The sequence below is a fragment of the Lewinella sp. genome, from assembly GCF_050633125.1.
In the GTDB taxonomy this organism is placed as follows: Bacteria; Bacteroidota; Bacteroidia; order Chitinophagales; family Saprospiraceae; genus Lewinella.
The window spans coordinates 78429-99800 of sequence record NZ_JBOEFX010000016.1 but is presented as its reverse complement, the minus strand read 5'-3'; the positions used below and the strand labels follow the sequence as shown (position 1 = coordinate 99800).

At 43.8% G+C, this 21372-nt stretch carries 19 protein-coding genes; 13 read left to right on the top strand and 6 right to left on the bottom strand.

The genetic code is table 11. From position 1 onward, the window contains the following. Positions 1 to 559, bottom strand: a 559-nt coding sequence (locus ACRBG0_RS03935) for a class I SAM-dependent DNA methyltransferase (protein ID WP_431485605.1), incomplete at its 3' end; no start/stop codon positions are given. Between the two features lie 74 nt (positions 560 to 633). Here ACRBG0_RS03935 and ACRBG0_RS03930 point away from each other — a divergent pair. Together ACRBG0_RS03930 and ACRBG0_RS03925 are read left to right on the top strand one after the other, a co-directional pair. Continuing rightward, positions 634 to 1479 (top strand): energy transducer TonB, encoded by an 846-nt coding sequence (locus ACRBG0_RS03930; protein WP_431485604.1) that lies wholly within the window; start codon positions 634 to 636, stop codon positions 1477 to 1479. Position 1480: 1 nt separating this feature from the next. Beyond that, complete coding sequence (locus ACRBG0_RS03925; RefSeq protein ID WP_431485603.1) at positions 1481 to 2176, top strand: lysoplasmalogenase; 696 nt, start codon at positions 1481 to 1483, stop codon at positions 2174 to 2176. 200 nt (positions 2177 to 2376) lie between these two features. Here ACRBG0_RS03925 and ACRBG0_RS03920 read toward each other — a convergent pair whose 3' ends face one another. Beyond that, positions 2377 to 5142, bottom strand: coding sequence for a gliding motility-associated C-terminal domain-containing protein (locus tag ACRBG0_RS03920; RefSeq protein WP_431485602.1), 2766 nt, complete (start codon positions 5140 to 5142; stop codon positions 2377 to 2379). Positions 5143 to 5436: 294 nt separating this feature from the next. On the opposite strand from ACRBG0_RS03920, the gene ACRBG0_RS03915 reads away from it, so the two are divergent. Then, positions 5437 to 6069, top strand: a complete 633-nt coding sequence (locus tag ACRBG0_RS03915) for a superoxide dismutase (RefSeq protein ID WP_431485601.1) — start codon at positions 5437 to 5439, stop codon at positions 6067 to 6069. 377 nt (positions 6070 to 6446) lie between these two features. Here the strand turns inward: ACRBG0_RS03915 and ACRBG0_RS03910 are convergent, their stop codons facing one another. The 3 genes from ACRBG0_RS03910 to ACRBG0_RS03900 form a co-directional block, all read right to left on the bottom strand. Next, entirely contained in the window at positions 6447 to 8699 is a 2253-nt protein-coding gene (locus tag ACRBG0_RS03910) for a gliding motility-associated C-terminal domain-containing protein (protein WP_431485600.1), read from the bottom strand. Positions 8700 to 8824: 125 nt separating this feature from the next. Then, positions 8825 to 10210 carry a hypothetical protein gene (locus ACRBG0_RS03905; protein ID WP_431485599.1) on the bottom strand — a complete coding sequence of 462 codons (1386 nt, stop codon included), beginning with the start codon at positions 10208 to 10210 and terminating at the stop codon, positions 8825 to 8827. Then, complete coding sequence (locus tag ACRBG0_RS03900) at positions 10207 to 10743, bottom strand: RNA polymerase sigma factor (protein WP_431485598.1); 537 nt, start codon at positions 10741 to 10743, stop codon at positions 10207 to 10209. The genes ACRBG0_RS03905 and ACRBG0_RS03900 overlap by 4 nt, the downstream gene beginning before the upstream one ends. A 212-nt stretch (positions 10744 to 10955) precedes the next feature. Here ACRBG0_RS03900 and paaI point away from each other — a divergent pair, with 212 nt between their 5' ends. From paaI to ACRBG0_RS03885, 3 genes are all read left to right on the top strand, one after another. After that, the gene (paaI, locus tag ACRBG0_RS03895) at positions 10956 to 11390 is read left to right on the top strand and encodes a hydroxyphenylacetyl-CoA thioesterase PaaI (protein ID WP_431485597.1); all 435 of its coding nucleotides are present in this window, start codon (positions 10956 to 10958) and stop codon (positions 11388 to 11390) included. A 45-nt stretch (positions 11391 to 11435) separates the two neighbouring features. Continuing rightward, on the top strand, positions 11436 to 12404 hold the full coding sequence (locus ACRBG0_RS03890; protein WP_431485596.1) for an LIC11966 family surface protein: 969 nt from the start codon (positions 11436 to 11438) through the stop codon (positions 12402 to 12404). Between the two features lie 151 nt (positions 12405 to 12555). Continuing rightward, entirely contained in the window at positions 12556 to 12987 is a 432-nt protein-coding gene (locus ACRBG0_RS03885) for a phosphoheptose isomerase (RefSeq protein WP_431485595.1), read from the top strand. 109 nt (positions 12988 to 13096) lie between these two features. Here ACRBG0_RS03885 and ACRBG0_RS03880 read toward each other — a convergent pair whose 3' ends face one another. After that, positions 13097 to 14008 (bottom strand): TIGR01777 family oxidoreductase, encoded by a 912-nt coding sequence (locus tag ACRBG0_RS03880; protein ID WP_431485594.1) that lies wholly within the window; start codon positions 14006 to 14008, stop codon positions 13097 to 13099. 161 nt (positions 14009 to 14169) lie between these two features. Here ACRBG0_RS03880 and ACRBG0_RS03875 point away from each other — a divergent pair, with 161 nt between their 5' ends. The 7 genes from ACRBG0_RS03875 to ACRBG0_RS03845 all read left to right on the top strand — a co-directional run bounded on the left by ACRBG0_RS03875 (position 14170) and on the right by ACRBG0_RS03845 (position 21324). Further along, on the top strand, positions 14170 to 15966 hold the full coding sequence (locus tag ACRBG0_RS03875) for an ABC transporter substrate-binding protein (RefSeq protein WP_431485593.1): 1797 nt from the start codon (positions 14170 to 14172) through the stop codon (positions 15964 to 15966). A 298-nt stretch (positions 15967 to 16264) separates the two neighbouring features. Continuing rightward, positions 16265 to 17335, top strand: a complete 1071-nt coding sequence (locus tag ACRBG0_RS03870; RefSeq protein ID WP_431485592.1) for an energy transducer TonB — start codon at positions 16265 to 16267, stop codon at positions 17333 to 17335. Between the two features lie 27 nt (positions 17336 to 17362). Then, positions 17363 to 17809: a DinB family protein gene (locus ACRBG0_RS03865; protein ID WP_431485591.1), complete on the top strand. Its 447-nt coding sequence runs from the start codon at positions 17363 to 17365 to the stop codon at positions 17807 to 17809. 5 nt (positions 17810 to 17814) lie between these two features. Further along, positions 17815 to 18315 carry an N-acetyltransferase family protein gene (locus ACRBG0_RS03860; RefSeq protein ID WP_431485590.1) on the top strand — a complete coding sequence of 167 codons (501 nt, stop codon included), beginning with the start codon at positions 17815 to 17817 and terminating at the stop codon, positions 18313 to 18315. An 83-nt stretch (positions 18316 to 18398) separates the two neighbouring features. Then, the gene (bla, locus tag ACRBG0_RS03855) at positions 18399 to 19148 is read left to right on the top strand and encodes a subclass B1 metallo-beta-lactamase (protein WP_431485589.1); all 750 of its coding nucleotides are present in this window, start codon (positions 18399 to 18401) and stop codon (positions 19146 to 19148) included. A gap of 83 nt (positions 19149 to 19231) precedes the next feature. Next, a complete protein-coding gene (locus tag ACRBG0_RS03850) occupies positions 19232 to 20320 on the top strand; it encodes an endonuclease I family protein (RefSeq protein ID WP_431485588.1) in 1089 nt (362 codons plus the stop codon). Positions 20321 to 20481: 161 nt separating this feature from the next. Next, positions 20482 to 21324 (top strand): DUF6159 family protein, encoded by an 843-nt coding sequence (locus ACRBG0_RS03845; RefSeq protein WP_431485587.1) that lies wholly within the window; start codon positions 20482 to 20484, stop codon positions 21322 to 21324. Positions 21325 to 21372 lie beyond the last annotated feature (48 nt).

The window sequence follows — 21372 nt, the reverse complement described above, 5'->3', positions numbered from 1 at the left end:
AAAGTCCACTTTGATAATCAACTATCCGCCAACGATCTTTCAGCATGCTTTTTAAGTCATTAATGGATAAAGATTGTGCTGCATGCCAATTTTGTGCTTGATATCTGGTGAGTCGTCTGCGTTTGGTAGAAGGGATGTCAAAAATAAAGACCCCCTTTGTATCTAGAATGCGATCCACTTCTGTAAATACTTTCGGAATATCTTTCTCGGCAAGATGCATCAATAGGTGAAAAGAAAATACGGTGGAGAATTTCGTTGTAAAATGGGGGATGGCCAGTGCACTGCCCTGCTGAAGCACTTTGGTAGGGTGTTTTTTGCGAGCTTCATCAATCATCGCTTGACTATAATCCAGGCCGTGGGTGCCAAAATGTAATAATCGACCAGTACCACAACCCAGATCAAGTCGGAGCTCGTTCCCCTGTGGCTTACCAATGAATTGCTGGAGTATTTCTTCTTCCTGTTGATGAATAAATTGGCCGTAAGTATTGCCAAATCGATCTTGGTCATACACTGGTGCGAGCGCCTCGTAGTAGTCACCAACTTCTTTTAGGTGTTGCATTTTTATCTATTGATTTCCCTAATTTCTTTATTTTGAGCCTACTTTAATGTTCTTTCTGATATAAAAAATAAAAAATGCGCTTTTTAACGATGCTCTTTATTCTGGGATTGGCTTTTTCTCTTAATGCCCAAACAGCCTATTGGGCGACTACTTATAAGGAATATATTAAACGGGGAAGTACCGTTTTAGTGGCAAAGGAAGGATATACCTTTGAACGAACAGCTTACGATTTATATATCGAAAAATTTTATAACAACTCAGAACATCCACTCCGTGAAATCATTACCTATGCAGATCGCCGCAAAAAGGTATTAGAAGGAACTTGGAAGACTTTTTACGAGAATGGACAAGTTGAAATCATGGGCCGCTATACCGAAGGGCAGGAGGCTGGCCGTTGGTACTATTATCGCGAGAATGGAGAACTTTGGAAAACCTGTACTTTTAGGGATGGTGTAGAAGAATGTGAATTAGAACAAGTAGAGGTAATTTCAGAAGTACCTCCGGCCAATGTTCGAGATTATAGTCAAAAAACGGGGAGTGCTGATGCGTCAAATGCCTCCGAAGATGAAAAACCTATTTTCAAAGTCGCTGAAGAAATGCCCCGTTTTCCCGGTTGCGAAACAAAAGGGAGCTTAAGTGAACGTAAGCAATGTGCCCAAACAGCCTTGTTGCAAAACATTTACCGCCGCATAAGGTTGCCTCAGGGGTACACTGGTCCGGAAGGGGTAATTGTCGTTACTTTTGTCGTTGAAGCTGATGGCGTAATTACCAATGCTAGAGTCGTAAGGCCTCTGGAAGAAAGAATAGATTTGGTTGCACTGGAGTTAGTGAAAACCATGCCTAACTTTATTCCCGGTAAGCAAAAAGGCGAACCTGTTCGGGTACAATTTAATTTGCCCATAAGAATCAAACTGGAGTAATATGCCAAATCGTATCCTGCTTTTATTTTATGTTTTGCTTAGTGTAGTTCATTTGGGAGTGGAAGAACTACAAGTAGAGTGGCTTATCCTAACCACCAAGCCACTATTGGTCAGTATATTGGCCTTTTGGTTTTGGAAAACTGCAGGGGGTAATGCTTCCCGCTTTTCTAAATTCTTGCTGCTAGGCTTGATTTTTTCTGTAGGAGGAGATACCCTTTTGATGTTTGTAGAGCATGGTCCGCAATTGGAAGTTTTCTTTTTATTAGGATTGGGCAGTTTTCTGATAGCTCAATTGTGCTATACTTACGCACTATGGACGTACCCAAAGGTGAGAGAAGGGATAATATTCCGCAAACCCTGGGTTGTTATACTATTTTTAGGCTATCTCGTTTGGGTTTTGACGACTTTATGGGCGGGTATTCCTGGGCCAATGCGCCTGCCCGTGGGAGTATACGCTACAGCTATTGTTGCTATGGCCATCTCGGCAGCAAATCTCTATGGGCGGATTTCGTCAAATCTCTTCTGGGGATTCTTTGGAGGCGTGTTGCTCTTCGTGTTGTCAGATACTTTAATTGCGCTGAATAAGTTTGGTGAACCGATTGTTGGTGCACGTCTTGCCATCATGTTTACCTACTTGTTAGCTCAATATTTGATTGCTGTTTATGGTAGCCGATTGCTGTTAACATCAAAATCCTAGCAGCGTAAGTAAGATAGAACACAGATCAAATGGATCAGACGGATTTACACAGTTTTTTTTAAAAAAAACTTGAAGTTCTATGTCGGGGTTCTTTGAGGAGGCAATTTTTTCAGAGAATATTTAGCACCCAGCACCCAGCACATTGAAACGTGTCAGCTATTTTAAAGCTCTCAGAGAGAGTTTAACTTATTTTAGCGAACCTATGGAGCCCCTTTCAATAACTCAATATAGCCACTCAATAGCTCGGGGACAGGGAGAATACCTTCAACTCGTTGCTCGAATATTCGACATCGATAGAAGTAAGTTCCTGATTCGAGGGCATCTCCCTTCATATTGGTTCCATCCCAATTGAGTGCCGGATCTTTGGTTTCAAAAACAAGGCCACCCCAGCGGTTGTATACCTGGAATTCTACCTCTGCAATAAAGCAGGAACGGGTAGGGACAAATAAGTCGTTCTGGCCATCAGCATTTGGGGTGAAAGCATTGGGCAGCTCGTAAACGGGACAATTGTCCACACAAACGATGTTGCTTTGTGCGCTTTCATTACCGACCGTATCCACGGCTGTGACTGCATAACAACCTGCTATTGTGCCACCAGGTTGGTGGATAAACTCAAGGGTGTTAGGATCATCAACCGTAGCGATCAAGCTGAAAGGAGCATTGACGACGGGAGCATAGTAGATGTTATAACTATCTACATCTTCAAATTCCGGACAAAGGGTTGGAGCACTTTCCCAAACGAGGTTGTTTTCTAATACCTCTATATCATCACAGCTTTCGCTGAAATCACATAAATTAGTAACCGTTAAGGCTGGCGGACAAGGAGGAACATTATCGAATGGTGTACTGCATACTCGTTGGGAACGATTAATCAGTGGAGATGGAACACCATCAATGTTATAAGTGCCAGCACTTCTGATGACATAACAGTATTCTACCAAGTTCATTAAGCCTTCGTCGCGGTATATCGGATCAGATACAGTGGTCAAGGAATCCAAACCGCCACTAGTGTTTTCACGGAAGATGGTGTACTCGAAGTTTTCCCAAGGGACAAATTCATCCCAGAAAAGGGTATTAACTCTATCCGATGGTGTCGCATTCAGGTAGATTGAACCCCCTACGGTACTGGCTCCTAATGGCATCGACTCTCCATTGACATAGAAATTGATGACGTAAGTGTAGGGTTGATCTACAGTATTTAGGCTAACATCTGTAAAACAAGTATCAGTGGCCAGCGCAAAAGTAGGAGCGGTAACACTGTTGATTGGTGTGAAATTATTGATGTCTTCTGTATGGCCAGGAGCGCGTAATAATTCGTAAGTATAGGGCCCCATATTAAGGGTTGTATCCAAATCTGTGGGGTCAGGTTTGGTCCAACAAACATCAATGACACCATTGTTAAAGTCAGTGGTTACTACATCTGCCTTGATGAGTAGAGGGACATCTCTACCCAATTGAACACAAGATTCTTCAGAAGGTAAACTTTCTACAGGATTATAAAAGAATAAACCGTTAGCAGTGCGTCGGGCAAAATTAGCCAGTATTCGATAACAATACGTTTTTCCTCTTTCTACATTACTGTCTTCAAAGAAATAGCGTCCATCTACAATTTGCTGGATGGTATCTGACGATATTTTGGTATAGCCACGGCCAGCTAAGCCTGTCGCACAAGTGTCTAGCGGAGACTGATCAGAATTGATCCGCCGCCAGACGGAAAATCCCCTGAAGTAGTCATCCTGGGCATCTTCACAAATGTAAGGCGACTCCCAGCTGACGTTGATCACTGGTCCTTCGGCAATAGCCTGGACATCCTCAGGGGGTGGCCCCACGACTTTTATTCTCACGGTTTTAAGAGTGGCGAGCCCGGTTGTGTCACCGAGGAAATCGTCTACAGCCCTAAATACCACATTGTAGGGTTGACTGGAGATATGCTCACAGGTGGTTTCCCAACGGAAGTTTTTGACAAGTGGGTCATCAAAATAGGCTTCGGATGGAGGCGTAAATTGTGCAGGGCTAACAATCATGTTTAATGGGGCTCCGTAAGCCAGAAGCCTTACCCTTTGGTCTGTATCGGTAAAAGGGGCAGTAGCAATAACATCGAAGTCAATAGTGGTGCCAGCGATGACGCATATTTCATCAAATTCGGTAACTACCAAAGGAGGTTCATTACTACAATCCTCCACGATAATCTGCATATCCCGCACCATGGTGTCAATCAGTTGGCCATTACGGTAAGAATAAATATTGATAGCGATATTGTACTCACCAGCCTGAGTGGGCGTATCCCAGACTAAATCCCCTGTTAAAGGGTTTATGGACATACCATTGGGGAAGAAGAAGTTGGGGACGGGATCATTGGGCCCTTGTTTGGGCACTGCTAATTCGTAAGAAAGACTGTCTCCATCAATATCGTAAGCACCAGGGTTATGGGTGAAAATTTCGCCGGTACAAGCAAAGTCTATTGGAGGGACCTGTAAGACAGGAGAGTTGTTGCATCCCGAAAAGACAGGGTTGAAAAGAGAAAAAACGTTTTCTACATAAAAGGGAATGCTAACCGAATTAGGGAAGTTTACATTGATGACCCCCGCATTTCGGTTGGGGTCCTCAAAGCTGATTGTATATGTTGATGGCCCCGTATAGGTATGGGTGGCCATGTATATGTTGAATTTAATGTCATTTTCGAGTCGCTCGCCTTCAGGAGGGCTGCCGGCGCCATTCATTCTTGCTACTCGTTCGCAATTGTCATCCCCCCAGCAAATGGTAAGAGAATCTCTATCTGCATCTACACTCGAGGTTTTGGTGTAGGTAATGATAGTAGCCTTTACAGTAAGGCCACAGTTGCCATCGGCATCGGGAACTGTCTCTACAATAATTTCTCCAGCACGATTGTGAGTAGCCCAAGCAGATGGTAGTACACAAAAAAGGAGTAGATTCAGGGAGAGTAAGCGGATTATCGTTCTCTTCATAGGTCGCGGTATTGCTTGGATGAGGACAAAACTGTTTTGGAGCTTAGTATGTTACTTAGCAATTTAAGCAATTCTATACATAGTTGCCGTCTTATAGCTTGCAAATAGTAAGGAGGAATGCTAAAAGCGAAGTATCTTTACTGGAGAAACGATTAGTCTTATGAATTAGTTTATAGAAAAACGGGGAACAGGCCAGAGGGTGCCATTAGCCGTAGGTTCTACTAAACAATTACCTTAAGATGACTGTTTGAAAAGAAGAAACTAATTTTATCCACCAAAACTATAAGGTACACTATGGCCTTTCAACTTCCAGATTTATCCTACGCTTACGATGCATTAGAACCACATGTTGATGCGCGTACGATGGAAATTCACTACTCTAAACACCATGCGGGTTATACCAGCAAGCTCAATGCAGCTATTGAAGGTACAGACTTGGATGGCATGAAGATCGAAGATATCTTAATGCACATTTCTGAACACAGTATGGCTGTGCGCAATAATGGTGGCGGTTATTATAATCACAAGCTTTTCTGGGAGGTGATGTCACCCGATGGCGGCGGCGAACCCAGTGAGCGTACGAATATTCACAAAGCTATTGTACGTGATTTTGGCAGTTTTGCTAAATTCAAAGAAGAATTTTCGGCAGCAGCTGGCACTCGCTTTGGTTCTGGTTGGGCATGGTTGTGTGTGAGTGGTTCAGATCACTTGTTTATCACCTCTACTCCTAATCAGGATAACCCCTTGATGGATGTTGTTGAAAATCAGGGTACGCCAATCCTGGGCTTGGATGTTTGGGAACATGCCTACTATCTCAACTACCAGAATCGTCGTCCGGACTACGTAAACGCTTTCTTTAATGTCATCAATTGGCAGGAGGTAACAGAGCGTTTCAATGCTGCTAACAAAGGTGCTTCCGATTTGTAAGCAACGTTGATTAATTGATAGCAAGCCCCGAAGCCTTTCTCAGAAAGCTTCGGGGTTCGTTGTTTAAAGGCTTGTTATTGTCTAGTTAAATAAAATTTCCCCATTGACAAGGAACTGAAAATGCGCTATTTTAGTTATGTATTTGACCCCTGAAATATAATCCATTGAAAACGAAGTGACTCTTAATAGGGGCGCTTCATAATCTTTATCCCCATGATCATCTTAGGAATACTTTTGCTGGTATTGCTGATGTTCAATTTTCAACCTCTAAGACGAGAAGAACATTGATTCAGCCCAGTATTTAAAACACAAAGGCAGCGCTTCCATTCCGGAAACGACTGCCTTTCTACTTTATGCTAATTAGGAATAGCGTCTATTTAACGAAGTAGAACAACATCCCCACGTTGGCTTGTGCTCCTTGTTATCCCATTTTCACTGACAGTATATTGAATCATCCAAACGTAGGTGCCTTGCCGTGCTAGGTCTCCTCTTATTTTACCGTTCCAACCATCGTTGGGGTTGGAGGATTGGTAAACCTGGCTTCCCCAACGGTCAAATACCTGCATTTCATAAGCTTCTAAAGAACAGTGACTCTGAGGGAACAGCCGGTCATTGACACCATCATTATTCGGGCTAAATACATTGGGCATATAAACGGTGCATATCTCGCATTCGGCAATCTGTATGGTGTCGATAACGGTTTCACAAATAGAGCTGACAGTGATGCTGTAATCTCCGGGCCCAAAAATCAGTCGACGTGCTTCTTTTGCGCCATTTTCCCATTGGTAATCAGCGAGGACTTCGGTGCTAGCGTCTAATAAGAAAGGATCCTCAGGACAGAGGAAGGTATCTCTCCCTAGTTCTGTGGTAATGGGGAGTAGGTAGTCGATAACAACCGAGTCTATGAGGTCATTGCAGGCGGTGGAAATGGTTACTCCGTAGGTGTTGGGAGTTGTAACAACAAAACGATCCTGTGTACTTCCATCCTGCCATAAATAAGTAGCACCAGGAATGCCAGGGTCAAGGATGAGGCTGTCATTGGGGCATAGTGTTAAATCCTCTCCCAGATCAAGCATTGGGTCGACAAGAAAAATGGCCGCAAAATCCGCTTCGTAGACTTCACAAATGGTTGTCACCGTGAGCGAAAAATTATTGTCTGTAGTAATATCTCGCTGAGAAAGTGTACTCCCATCTGACCATTGATAGGTAGCAAATGGGCGCTCTACATCAATCGTGAGGGTATCGCCGAGGCAGAGTACATACTCATTTGCTAGGTTTAGATTGAGTGGCGGTACATAGGTGATGTTAATTGCTTCTTCCACAACGCCACATCCATTTTCAACAGTAACAGCATAATCTCCAGTTGTTGTGACCGTGTAATTAGTAGCACTGCTACCGTCTTGCCAGTTATAAAAAGCTATACCATTATCTGCATCCAACAATGGAGACGTTCCGGGGCAAATAATCTGATCATCACCAAAATTAACGGTAGGAGGGAACTGCTGTACAAAAACCTCAATGGCATCTTCTCCAAAACCGCAATCGTCGGTGACAGTCACGCTATAGACTCCTTCGTTGGTAACCGTGAGCGTGGGGTCGGTGGAGCCATCTTCCCAAAGAAAGGTATTGCCGCCGGAAGAGGCATCTAGTACGAGCTCGTCGCCAGCGCAGACTAGGCTGGTGTCTTGGCCTATGTCAATTATTACCGGTAAGGGTACATCAACGGTAAAGTTGAAAGTAAAAGGTTCTGCCTGATTGTCACAAAGGTCGAGTAAATCCCCAGGGCCAGTCGGATCGATGGTGAGCGTGTAATTACCCATAGACTGTATGGGTGGAGAAATAGCCAGGCTAAAAGATTTGGCTTGGTTACTACCCGAGGTACAGTCTGGAGAACTGGCATCAAGCGTATAGGGACCTCCTGGGCCGTCTAATTGGAAAGCATCGTCATTGATACTGTTGCAGAGTAAAAATTCATTGAAAGAGATATTAATGGTAGCGTCTCCACAGCTTTCGGGCAGTTGGGTAATGTCTTCGACTAGCGGAGGCGTTTGATCAAATACACCTAAACCTGTGCTTTCACTAAAATCAAGGCTATAACCATCATTAGAGCCAGTCCAATTACTGACCATGAGAACATAGGTGTTACCTGCACTCATAGGCACCAGTGCATTGATGGGACCAGTACCCCCACACCCCCCAGGAACCCAATTACCTATACCACTAGCTGCACAACCGGTTGGGCCATGGCAGCCCGTACCACCAGCAGCATTACAGCTTACGAGGTTAGCCGCTGTGAGGTCATCACAATCGCCGTTGGTAAGATCAAAAAGTGCCCAGTCGTAATCATCATTGAAATTATTAGGCGTAATTAAAAAACCCAGCATTCCATCCTCATTGGCGGTAAAAACGTACCAGATGGAATTTAACTCTCCAGCGGTACAGGTCTCACCATTAATAATTTCATTGCCGATATTACCATCTCCAGAAGGAGACTGGCTTTCTGAATAAAGATCCTGGCATACTGGTACTGCCCCTAGGCAATCCTGAATAGTAGGTTGAGCAATAAGGAACATCGGAGTACTACTTAGCAAAAGTAGTACTAGCCAGAAAAGACTAAGGTTGATTTTCATACCGGATTGGATTGTGCTGCGTAAATTACTAAGAATACAGGATAGCAAGTGTAAGGTGGCGGAATTGATGCCACTTTAACATAAAAATAGTAACTAGACCTAGTTGTAACGTAATTTAAGTAAACCTACAGGCGCATTCTCATTCCTAGCTGTAGGCCAGTCATCCAGTAGTTTTGTTGTAAATCATATTCTGAGCTGCTTAGTGCTTTTGGATAGGATTTGAAATAAGGCTCAGCAATTAAACTATAGCGGCTGTGTAAATTATAAGCGATACTTACCCCTGCATACCAAGCAGCTGTTGCGCGCCGATCAAAGATAGGTAATACATCCCGGTCACCTTGCTGGCCAAATTGAATTGGTTCTTGTGTTGCAGGAGAATAGATTGCTCCTTTTGCCCCAAAATATAGATTAAGGTATGCTCCCGCATTTACACCTACCCGAAATTTGCCCCATTGTTCTTCATAACCGATGAGGAGGGGAACTTCGATGAAGCGCAGACGATTGCGATGCTGTTCATTATAAGCTTCGGTATAGATAGTATCTACACCAATGACTTCTCCATTAGGGCCAAAAATAGTAGAGACATCCATTCTACTACCTACCTCAAATGTAAAGCGATCATTGATCTCTGTATACATGAAGCCGGTTCGCATACTAAGCCCTACATTAGACGCTGCGGCTAAACGGAAACCACCACTATAGGAAATGCTTGAAGATTCACTTTCTTTGCGTTTGTTGAGGTGACTGATACTTTCGGGGGTCTTGGCCTGGAGTGTTTGTTGAGCGTAAGCTGGTCCACCCAATACTTCAAGATCTAACCGGAAATAAGGATTGGCAAAACGAGCACATCGCGGTGCATGATTGGTGAAAAGCTTTAGTTCTGTTTGTTGTGCGAAAGCTAAGTTTTTAGCGGGCAAAATATCGACCACTTGGCTGCGAAGACGTTGGTGAGGTCCAGCAATACGAAGTGAGTTATCTTCCTGTAAATCGGTGGTGCTTTCTTCTAGTATCTCTGCCGTCTGTTCCTGATTGGTAGCAGGTAATTCTAAGGTATTAGCTGCCTGGTTTTCTGGAGTTACCTTGTTGACTTGTTGAGCATGAGCAACTTTAGGGACTACCAGAGTAGTCGTTCGTTGTTGATTTTGACCACGATTGACTGTAGGCGTTGTTGCCGGTACAACCAATGATGTATTTACTTGTTCATCGGCATGTTCTCTGTTGGAAATTGGGGATGAAGCTTGGTCAGAAATCTGATTAGCTAAGGTTTGGCTAGCAGATAGAGTAGTGTCTTCCAGCGGGAAATGGCCAAGTTCTGGTGCAGAAAGTGGCATCAGAAGGATAGCCAACAAGCCTAGTGTAGTAGTACCTGTCGCACTCCAGATGATCATCATTCGGCGGCGTTTCTGCTGACGTGCTTTGGCAATGCGTTCCCACATATTGTCAGGCACGGGTGCGGAAGCATCCCGAAGGTTATTCTTGAATAGTTCGTCTAGCGGATGTCGCTTACTCATACGGCAAGGCGTTGCAATTTTTCCAATTGGTTTTGTAGCATTTTTCGAGCTTTTACCAGCTGTGATCGAGAGGTGCTTTCTTTAATTTCAAGCATCTCAGCAATTTCTTTGTGGCTATAACCTTCAATAGCATACAGATTAAATACTACCCGATAACCCTCGGGTAAGTGGGCGATCATTTTTAGAAGTTCTTCTTCTCCCAATTGTGCGTAAGCAACGGGTTGAATTGGAGTTTCTGGAAAATGCTCAACGGCGATTTGTTCATTTGTAAAATACTTTCGTTGATTGTGCTTTAGTGCGGTATTAACTACAATACGGCGAATCCAACCTTCGAAAGAACCTTTAAAAGCAAATTTGTCAAGATTGTCAAAAACTTTGACAAAAGCTTCCTGAAGCATATCTTCGGCTTCGAGTCGATGTCGGGAATAGCGCTTGCACACGGCCATCATCTTGCCAGCGTACAGCTCAAATAACTGCTTCTGGCAATGGACGTCCTCACGTACGCAACCTTTAATCAACTCTTTTTCCGTCATTTGACGTCTTGGTGAACAAACACCATTTTAGTTAGAGATACCTTAAACACCACCGACGCTGCCTGTACGTTAAGATAAAAACAGGCCAGGGTCATCTAATTTAAGGACTTTCCTTTAAAAATAGGCATTAAAACCTGAAAAACCATTTAGTTACTTCTTAACGGAGAAGAAACTATTTTAGCTTTCTGAAGACAGGAAAAGTAAAAACAGCCATGGAACATAAAATGTCAGCCGAAGAAATTGTGGGGCAAATGTTGTCTAAAGATGCATTTAGCAATTGGTTAGGAATTGAGGTATTAGAAATAGCGCCAGGGTTTAGCCGTATTCGAATGGTCGTTCGACCTGAAATGGTTAATGGCTTTGGGATTGGGCACGGAGGAATTAGTTTTAGTTTTGCTGACAGTGCTTTTGCTTTTGCTTCGAACAGCCGAGGACAACATGCTGTTTCCATTGATACGGCCATTAATCACCTCGCGCCTGTACAAGTAGGAGACGTTCTTATTGCTACAGCTAAGGAAGAACACTTGGGTAGGCGATTGGGCCACTATAAAGTGGAGGTCCGTAGAGAAGCGGAAGAGCTTGTTGCTCTTTTTAAAGGTATTGTTTACCGAAAAGATCAAAACTGGGGCACAACTGAAAGGGACTGAATTCGTTTAATAAAACAGAAAAATGTCATGTTAAAATACTCGTGTATGTTTCGAATTTTTATGCTTTGCCTATTCGGGCTAGGGAGTTTTAGTGCAAACGCTCAAGAGAAGATTGATAATCCTGCTGTTTATTTCGATTTTTTCAATCAGGAACATAGCGGCCTGGCTCAAAAAAATATGGAATACCTGCAATACGCAGTACACAGTGATGATCTACAAGTGATTGCTCAAAAACGATTAGCACTACTGGAACAGGTTCTGCAGTCACAGGAGAAAATGGAGCAATTGCCTGATTTTGAATCCGATGCGGGATTGAAATCAACCATGGTCGAGGTCCTGAAGACTTATGAAGAGTTGTTTGAGGTAGGATTCCAGGAAGTAGAAGCACTTAAACTAAACGCTCAGGATGGTTTTTTGCAAATGGAAAAGTACCTAGTGGCTCAGACGGCAGCCGAGCGAAAAATGGCGGGTGCCAGCGCTAAGCTACTAGAGGCACAGCAGCAGTTTGCCCAAGCCAATAATATTTTACTGCAAATGGAACCTGGTTCTGTGACCGAAGCGCAGCAGTTGAATGCCTTAAATGAATACCAACGGAATATTTTTCTTCGGAGTTTTCGGGTAGGTAAGCTAAATGCTCAGTTTTTACTGGAGATGGAAAAAGACAGCCCGGATAATATTGATCAACTACGCCAACAGTTGTTGAAAGCAGCGACGGAAGAAATTGCTGAGTTGAAAAAGATTGGCGCATATAATGGAGATACCGCTTACCGTGATGCTGCTGTAGAACAGCTTGAAGTATTGCAGGTGTTGGCGAGGGAAGATTACCCCGCTTTGGTGAGAGTGAAAACCAAAGGAGATCAGTTGACCCAAGAAGATGTTACTGCCTACAATACGGCTATCAGTAAGGTAAATACGCAGTTGAATCCAGCGTCTGAAAAGATAAATACGGCTTTACAGAACCTCTTGCGCAATAATGTTCCCAAACCTGCAGTGAGGGGCGTAAAGCAGATTTGATTTTTTGACTTATGGTGCTTATTGGGTCGTGAGTGTGTAAAAAATACACTTAGATGCCGTAAAACGATACTTATTTGCACCATGACTTTGAGTTAAGTCATTGAATAATTGCTAGTTTTGCATTTTGAACCAAAGGAAAATAATTTAGATCATGGCTGATCAAAAACAGGAACTGGAAGTAGCGTTTAACGAGAAAGGAGAAACGATTAGTCCAGTCTTAAAAGAAGGCGTAAAGAATTTCTTGATTGATATAGATGGTACCGTTTGTGATGATATCCCAAACGAAGAGCCGGAAAGAATGGGCACTTGTCTACCTTATCCCGATGCTTTGAAAATCTGTAACAAGTGGTATGAGGAAGGTCATTTTATTACTTTCTTTACTTCCCGTACAGAGGAGCACCGTGCTATTACTGAAGAGTGGCTCAAGAAGCACGATTTTAAGTACCACGGATTACTAATGGGCAAACCAAGAGGAGGTAATTACCATTGGATTGACAACCATATTGTCCGGGCGACCCGCTTCAAGGGGAAGTTTACAGACCTGGTTGTAGAAAACAAAGAAGTAGAAGTTTTTCGCTCGTAAGTAATTACGCCGCTTAAGGCAAAAGAAGATCCCGGGTTTCGTGTCTAGTGCGAGATTCGGGATTTTTTTATTAGGGAATGGACTAATCGTACCAGTGCGATCATACATTTTACTTCGGCGTCAATAAATCTTGTAAAGCAGGGGTAATGCTTGGATGCTTAAAAGTGAAACCGCTTTCAGCCAATTTTGCAGCAGAAACTTTGCAGCTGTCAAGGATAGTGTGCGACATTTCTCCCAAGATTAAGCGTAACATGAAAGCTGGGGCTGGAAGTAATAAAGCGGGCTTTTTACTTGCCGTAATTATCGCTTTCGCCAGGCTTTTGTTACTTACAGGATTGGGAGCTACGCCATTGTACAAGCCTCTGAATTGGTTGTCGTTTACGCCTTTTACAAAAATACGGCAGATGTCATCAATATGTATCCAGGAGTACCATTGCTGTCCGTCGCCAAAATAAGTAGAAACGAAAAGGTTTAGTGGGAGTAACATTTTTTGGAGTGCTCCTCCTTTTGGCGAAAGCACAATTCCGGTGCGAACGATCAGCGTAGGCATATTCAACTCGTCTGGTATTTCCTGAATAGCTTGCTCCCAAATAGACACTGATTGTGAAAGAAAACCATTACCGGCTGGGGCGCCTTCTGTCATGAGCATTGCTTTACGGTCTCCGTAATAACCAATAGCGCTTCCTGCCAAGTAAGCTTTGACGGTTTGGCCATGTGCCACGATACCTGTTTTTAATAAACGGGTAGATTGGGTACGACTATCGATAATCAGTTGTTTACGCTGATCGGTCCAACGAGCATCAGCAATACCTGCCCCGGCAAGATTGATGACATGGGTAACTCCACGAAAGGCAGCTTCGTCGTAAGTTGCTTGCTGTACGTTCCACTGATAAGTAGGATAGAGGGAATCATGCTTGGTAGATCGGCTTAAATGACGTACTTCATGCCCTTCCTGGCTTAGTAGTTCGCTTAGCCGCATTCCCATCAGTCCGCTACCTCCGGCAATTAAAACAATAGCCATATTTCTTGTTGTTATGTGGTGCAGATGAAACAACAACTACCGCGGTGTGTTCATTCATCTAAAAATCTTGTTTGCTGCCTAATCCGGTCAGTTGGCTAATTTGTCGGGCTTGCGAAAAAAAAAGTTCGTATTTTCGGGGCGAATCACAACAACATCCAGACATGAACAGATTTCTGAATATCCTTGGTAGTTTATCGCTACTTTTATTGGTAGGGGCATTGATCTACGGTTGCAGCGGTTGCGGAGGCCCTGAAGAACCTACAGGACCAGTATTTAAAAACAATGACAATACGTTGCGCGTGCGATTAGCCTCCGAGCCAGATCGTCTAAATCCTTACCTGACAGTAAGTGGTTACGCAAGACCTGTTTACCAAGAAATATTTCTCCCTTTATTAGAGTATAACCATGAAACATTTGAGCCTACGCCAGCCTTGGCTATTGGTCGCCCAGTGATAGAAGAAATCACAGATGGGGCTTATGCCGGAGGTATGAAGTATACCTATGAGCTCAATGAATATGCGACTTTTAGTGATGGAAAACCACTGCGGGTAGAGGATGTTATCTTTTCTTTTAAACTCCTTTTTAACCTTAATATCGCCGAGGCTGCACCACATAGGAACAGCTACTTGGCCGTGGCTGATGTGGTGCCTGATGCTGAGAACCCTCGCAAGTTTACCGTTTTTGCTAAAGAGAAGTACATTCTGGCAGAAGACTCTTATAGTGGAACCAATATTTATCCAGAGCATATTTTCGACCCCGAAGGTTTGATGGCTGATTATCAGATCGCTGATCTTATTGCCAATGGAGAGGCACTGGCGGAAGAAGCCCCTTTGCAGCAATTTGCGGAGCAATTTCGTTCTGCACCTTTTTCGCGTGATGCTAGCAAGCTGATAGGCACAGGCCCTTACTTGTTCAGCGAGTGGATAGATGGTGATTACATAAGTATGGTTCGCGACCCGAATTGGTGGGGGGATAAGGTACCTGGCGGCCACGCTTACCTCCATGCTTATCCGGATAGTGTAGTCTTTCGGATTATTCCGGATCAGACAACAGCTGCCAATGCGCTTAAAAACGAATTGATAGATGTAGCACCTACGCTTGATGCAAACACTTTTGTAGAATTACGTGAAAACGAATTTTTACAGGAGCGTTATGATTTCTTGACGACAGAGACCTTCAATTTTTACTTTGTCGCGATGAATAACAAAAACCCTTTGCTAGAGGACAAGCGCGTACGTAGAGCGCTGGCGCATGTATTAGATGTACAGATAATTATTGATGCGGCTTTTGCCGGGCTAGCAGTGCCAGTACCGGGGCCAGTGGCTCCGTCGAAAGCACACGCCAATAAGGATTTGCCGTTGATTGTAAAGGACATCGAAAAAGCCAAAGCTTTGCTCTCTGAGGCCGGATGGGAAGATACTAACGATAATGGTATCCGCGATAAAATGATTAACGGAGAGTTGGTAGAAATGGAGATGGAGTACTTGGTGAATCCAGGAAGTATATTTGCTTCTACGCTGTCGGAAGTTATGAAAGATGGTGCTAGCCAGGTAGGTGTTTCCATTACAATTGTACCACGCGAGCCGCGGGTAATGGTAGGAGAAGATTTAGCCAGTCGCAACTATGCCCTTTATGGTTATGGTGCGGGTGGAAACCACTTGTTAGATGATTTCATGCAGCTTTGGCATACCTCTAGTAATACGCCACGGGGGAGCAATCGCTGGCAGTTTGGTAATGCAGAAACAGATGCACTGATCGAGAAAATCAATGTGACGATTGACCCTGCGGAAAGACATCGGCTTTATCAAGAATTTCAGCGTATTGTCTACGATGAACAACCCCTTATCTTTTTGTTCTCCCCGATGGAGCGTATGGTCGTAAGTAAGCGTTGGGAAGGGAATGTTTCGCAGTTGGCACCGAACTACATTTTGCGAGATTTTAAGGTTATTAAGAAATAACCTATAGTTTTTGACAGCTGAGTCATCCCGAACTTTGGCTAAAGCCAAAACCCTGCTTTGGGAGATTGTAGAAGAGGTTGTTAAGCATCTGAAAAGAATGATTTATATGACTATTTGTACCCAACCCCATGATTTCATTAATGAGATCATGGGGTTGGGTTTTTAGCATACAAGTTGTGCGGTTGGTCAGCACTGATTTTGGTGGCCATCAAAATTCGGGATGGCTCATGTTTTTATTTTTTGCGCAATACTTATAGCTACCTTTGTGGTCGAGTAAAATAAAAAGCGGTTTACTGTTATGTACAAATATATCTCCTTGTTTGGATTCCTATTGATAGTTGGGTCAGTTGTTGCACAAACAGATACCACTATTTATAAAGTGGTAGAACAGATGCCACGTTTCCCCTCAGCTTGCGAAGCATTGGATACGACTTTGGTCTATAAACAAAAATGTGCCAATCAGGCCATGTTGGAATATGTTTACCAAAGGGTAATTTATCCACAAGAGGCTATTGATGAAAATATTCAAGGCACGGCTGTTGTTACTTTTGTGGTGGAAACAGATGGGCGCATTAGTCAGCCCCAAATAGTGCGTGACCTAGGAGGAGGTACGGGTATTGCAGCCTTAGGTGTTGTTTTGCAAATGAAAGAAGAAAGCTTACGTTGGATCCCTGGCAAGCAGCAAGGAAAAGCCGTAAGGGTGCAGTTCAATTTGCCCGTAAGGTTCAAAATCAAAGATCCTGACCCGTTTATTCTTATTGGCCGGGATACGGTATATACTGAATTTGAAAAAGCCCTCGACTTTAAAGGAGGTGCAGAAGCACTTCAGGTTTATTTGGATACCGCATTGGATTACCCGACCTCTGGGAACGATAGTTGCCAAATGGGCCAAATCGATATTCAAGTTTTAGTAGAGGCGGATGGCGATGTACGAATTCTGGATGTGACGGATTTTAATGATCTCGGTTTTGATTTCTGGTATTCGGCTATTGATGCTGCTACTTCAACCTATGGAGATTGGGAGCCAGCTATCTACCAAGGGCGTAAGGTAAATGCTGCTTTCGATTTGAGTTTGTCCTTTTTGCCTACAATAGAGACTTGTACACAAAAGGTAGATGATTTTATCACTGCCCGGGAAGTAGCCGATGCAGGTGCTGTACTTTTTAATGATGGAAAGATAGAAGAAGGCATCACAAAAATGACGGAAGCAGTTACTGCTTTTCCTAATGATGCTCAGTTACGCATTATGCGTGGGCAAGCTTATCTCAATAATAACCAGCTCGCCGAAGCTTGTGTCGATTTATCGCTAGCAAAGCGTATCGCACTTGTTAACTGGTATGATTCTGTGCTAACACTTATTTGTCGCTAGTTTATGGAAGTTGTTTATAAAAGCACATTGGAATTCTTAACTGTTCTAGAGGCACAGGCGGAAGAGGTAGTAGCTTACTTCTTACTTCCTGAAGTTGATTTAGCGAAGACCTATGCGCCAGGAAAATGGACAGTGCGCCAATTGCTGCACCATATGGCAGATGCCGAGACTGTTTTGTATGAGCGTATTCGGCGGGGTATTGCTCGTCCGGGCCAAGTGGTATGGGGTTTTGATCCTGATTCCTGGGCGGATCAGCTGGGTTATGTTAACCGTGATTTAGGTATCCAGCAGGCGATTTATCATTCGGTGCGTCGAGGTGTTATAGATTTAGCAACGTCTCATTACGAGCTGGCAGGTACTCGGCAATATGTTCACAATGAGACAGGTTTACGTACCGTAAAGGAAGAGTTTGATAAAGTCGCCTGGCACAGCGAACATCATCTAAAGCAGATTCGCGCCGCGTTGAAAATATAAGAATAATGTCTACTCCTTTATTTCGACTTGCTAATACAGCGGATTTGCCAGCCATCACTGATATTTTGAATCAGTCGATCCTGTCGGGCGGTCAAAACGCTTACACTGAGCCGGTGGACCTCGCAGAAAGAACCACTTGGTTGGCAAAACACCCGCCAACAAAATGGCCGGTGTTTATGATAGAAGATAGCGGAACAGTGGTAGGGTGGTGCTGCTTTAGTGCTTACCGTCCTGAACGGAAATCGTTAGCGGGTTTGGTAGAGATTACTTATTACCTGGATAGTCTTTGGCAGGGTCGCGGATTGGGGAGTGCTACTGTAGATTTTTTACTGGAGGAGGCTCACAGGCGCGGTTTTCGTCATCTTTTTGCCGTTACGATGGATACCAATATTGCGAGTATTCGCTTATTAGAGAAAAAGGGGTTTGATCGCTGGGCACACCTGCCAGAGGTAGCAGAGATAAATGGACAAATATGTGGGCAGGTCTATTATGGGAGGAAACTATAAGGTTGCGTATTTATCCCTAACTTTGTAGCGCTAAAAAAATAGGGCATTTTCTGTTTTCTTTTCTTACAAAACCGAAGGGATCAATGCATAAGTTATTTACGCTCTTACTTGTACTTATTGGATGCAATGTTGTATTACATGCTCAGCAGCCTGCCGTACAACAAATTGGGGAAGATATTCAGCTTATTCGCCTCACCGACAATACTTTTATCCATCGTTCTTTCAAAGTTTTCGAAGGTTATGGAAGAATTGGTTCCAATGGGTTAATATATATGGTGGATAGTACTTGTGTTATTTTTGACACTCCCGTTACCACTAAAACGACTGTTCGCCTCCTTGATTATTTGACTAAAGAGCAAGGGTTTACTGTACAGGCAGTGGTGGTCAATCATTTTCATGAAGACTGTACTGCCGGCCTGGACAGTGTACAAGCCCGAGGTATTTTGACCTACGGCAGCAAAAAGACAGTAGCCTTGTGCGAAGCTGAAGGGACAACTGCACCACAAAAGAAATTTGGTCGGAAGAAGGTCATTAAGTTAGGCGATCAGCAAATCGTCAATTACGCACCAGGCCCCGGGCATACCGTCGATAATATTGTTAGTTATTTACCTACGGAAGGAGTACTTTTTGGTGGATGCTTGATAAAATCACTTGGTGCAGGCCGTGGCAATACAAACGATGCTGTTGTAAGCAAATGGTCGGATACGGTGGAAAGAGTGCAAAAGAAATTCCCCGAAGCAATCCATATTATTCCAGGACATGGCCATGCTGGTGGGCCTGAGTTACTAGAATTTACTGTAGAATTATTTGCAGAAGATCGTTTGAAAAAATAACCTCTTTCTAGAATTAAGGGAGTTCCCAAAAAATCTATCCCCTTTGCGTAGATTTTCAATTTCCTCATCCCTAAAATAATACCATGAAAAATCTATTGAGCCTTTTTGGGCTATTACTTTTGTTGAATACGCAGGTTGAAGCTCAGGATCACGAGGTGATTTTTTCGGATTTGGAGGGGCAAGATTTATTGGACGCAGTAATCGATAATTTCACACCAGGTTCGGTGCAGAGTTATGGTGCTGCTCGCGATATTCTTTTCGGGAGTATTGACAAGGTAAACGACAGTTTATATTGTGTCTATACTGACTGGCCGGTCTATATTACGCCTGGTGCAGACCCTACGGTGGCGGCCTATCAAGATGGGCAAGGCATTAATACAGAGCATAGCTGGCCCCAATCGTACGGCGCAGCATCTGAACCTGCTAAATCAGATATGCATCACCTTTTTCCCACCAGAGTTGATGTTAATCAAGATAGAGGAAACCTCCCTTTCGGAGAAGTTTCTGATGCCCTGACAGATAGTTGGTATTACCTCAATCAGGAAGTCAATAATCCACCCGCTACCAACAGAGATGCCTATAGTGAATATCGCCAGAATATAGCTTTTGAGCCTCGTGAATCTTTCAAGGGGAATATTGCAAGAGCTCTGATGTACTTCTACACTATCTATCGGGATGAAGCCAATGCCAATGCCCCTGATTTTTTCAATAGCCAACGGGCAACGCTCTGTCAGTGGCACGAACAAGACCCTGTGGATGCAGAAGAATGGGCCCGCACTTTCGCGATTGCCCAGCACCAAGACGGCAAGCCCAATCCTTTTGTTGTCGATTGTACCTTGCCTTCGCGGTTGTACTGCGAGGAGATACCTGATGCAAATTGCATTGTGAATACCCGTGAGGTAGTGATTGGTGATTTGTCAGCAACCTTTTTCCCTAACCCCACTCATGGTAATGGACAGTTGCGTTTGCAGGTCGCCGAGGCAGGGTTGTTGCAGGTACGGTATTACGATCCATTGGGCCGTATATTCCAACAGCAGGAAATGGAAGTAGGCAGTGGAGAAGTTAGTTTGCCTCTAAGCTTACCGGGCAACGGTTTTTGGTTTTGTGAACTCCGGCAGGTAACAGAGCAAGGGTTGTATCAGCAACGACTACCAATCGTAGTGTTACCTTAATTCATTGACTTTGTCGTTAATCTATTTGTGCTGATCGATTTATGAAGGTGAGTGTCGGGCTGTTTTCCTTATCTTTAGTGGGTAAGAGCATGATCAGCGACGCTAAATATGCTCTAAGAGAAATTGATAACCTGTTTAAATTCACCTAGCAAAACACTAACATGAGAATCTTTGATCGATTAGGACGTGGTTGGACATTAGGGCTTAAGAGCCTGGAAGTAATTGGTGCCCACCCCAAGTTATTACTCTTTCCGGTGCTTTCCGGTGCGGCCTTACTTGCGGTACTACTTTCTTTTGGTGGCGCATTTCTAGGTCTCGCTGCGTTTGACTTCGAAGCGATGGAGGCCATATTTAATCGAATGGACCAAGTGGGAGAAGTTGTCTTTTGGATTGTTGCTTTCGTGTTTTACCTTGTTACTTATTTTGTAATCGTCTTCTTCAACGTTGCTTTGGTATTCAACGTGCGGCGCATTTTTGCTGGCGAAGAACCGAGTATTCGTGACGGTATATCGTTTAGTGCTTCTCGCGCGCCACAGATTCTGGCTTGGGCGGCATTGGCTGCTACGGTGGGCCTGATACTACAAGCTATTGAAGAGCGGATAGGTAGCTTTGCCTCTAGTATATTAGGCTTTGCCTGGTCATTGGCTACTTATTTTGTAATTCCGACCCTGGCTGCGGAAGATATTGGTCCGGTAGAAGCACTGAAAAGGTCATCTCGGACGATCCGCGAGCGTTGGGGTGAGTCCATTGGCGCTGGTTTTAGCCTAGGACTTTTCGTTTTGCTGGGCATTGTAATTGCTATCATTACCGGATTCTTGCTAGGTTTTGTAATACATCCTGGGGTAGGTGTTTTTGCTGGTATCCTTACCTTCATACTCACGCTGGTGGTAAATGGTGCAGCGCGCAACGTATTCCTTACTGCTGCCTACGAACACACCCACGGCAATACCCCGGAAGCCTTTGATGGCGACACGCTGGATGGTATTTTTATGGCAAAGAAGTAAGGGCGTTCGTAATAAACATGATCATCCCGAATTTTGATTGTCATCAAA

Bases quoted from the DNA above. Each gene is read 5' to 3' on its own strand.
- ACRBG0_RS03930 (WP_431485604.1), top strand. From the start codon at position 634: ATGCGCTTTTTAACGATGCTCTTTATTCTGGGATTGGCTTTTTCTCTT.
- ACRBG0_RS03925 (WP_431485603.1), top strand. From the start codon at position 1,481: ATGCCAAATCGTATCCTGCTTTTATTTTATGTTTTGCTTAGTGTAGTT.
- ACRBG0_RS03920 (WP_431485602.1), bottom strand. From the start codon at position 5,142: ATGAAGAGAACGATAATCCGCTTACTCTCCCTGAATCTACTCCTTTTT.
- ACRBG0_RS03915 (WP_431485601.1), top strand. From the start codon at position 5,437: ATGGCCTTTCAACTTCCAGATTTATCCTACGCTTACGATGCATTAGAA.
- ACRBG0_RS03910 (WP_431485600.1), bottom strand. From the start codon at position 8,699: ATGAAAATCAACCTTAGTCTTTTCTGGCTAGTACTACTTTTGCTAAGT.
- ACRBG0_RS03905 (WP_431485599.1), bottom strand. From the start codon at position 10,210: ATGAGTAAGCGACATCCGCTAGACGAACTATTCAAGAATAACCTTCGG.
- ACRBG0_RS03900 (WP_431485598.1), bottom strand. From the start codon at position 10,743: ATGACGGAAAAAGAGTTGATTAAAGGTTGCGTACGTGAGGACGTCCAT.
- paaI (WP_431485597.1), top strand. From the start codon at position 10,956: ATGGAACATAAAATGTCAGCCGAAGAAATTGTGGGGCAAATGTTGTCT.
- ACRBG0_RS03890 (WP_431485596.1), top strand. From the start codon at position 11,436: ATGTTTCGAATTTTTATGCTTTGCCTATTCGGGCTAGGGAGTTTTAGT.
- ACRBG0_RS03885 (WP_431485595.1), top strand. From the start codon at position 12,556: ATGGCTGATCAAAAACAGGAACTGGAAGTAGCGTTTAACGAGAAAGGA.
- ACRBG0_RS03880 (WP_431485594.1), bottom strand. From the start codon at position 14,008: ATGGCTATTGTTTTAATTGCCGGAGGTAGCGGACTGATGGGAATGCGG.
- ACRBG0_RS03875 (WP_431485593.1), top strand. From the start codon at position 14,170: ATGAACAGATTTCTGAATATCCTTGGTAGTTTATCGCTACTTTTATTG.
- ACRBG0_RS03870 (WP_431485592.1), top strand. From the start codon at position 16,265: ATGTACAAATATATCTCCTTGTTTGGATTCCTATTGATAGTTGGGTCA.
- ACRBG0_RS03860 (WP_431485590.1), top strand. From the start codon at position 17,815: ATGTCTACTCCTTTATTTCGACTTGCTAATACAGCGGATTTGCCAGCC.
- bla (WP_431485589.1), top strand. From the start codon at position 18,399: ATGCATAAGTTATTTACGCTCTTACTTGTACTTATTGGATGCAATGTT.
- ACRBG0_RS03850 (WP_431485588.1), top strand. From the start codon at position 19,232: ATGAAAAATCTATTGAGCCTTTTTGGGCTATTACTTTTGTTGAATACG.
- ACRBG0_RS03845 (WP_431485587.1), top strand. From the start codon at position 20,482: ATGAGAATCTTTGATCGATTAGGACGTGGTTGGACATTAGGGCTTAAG.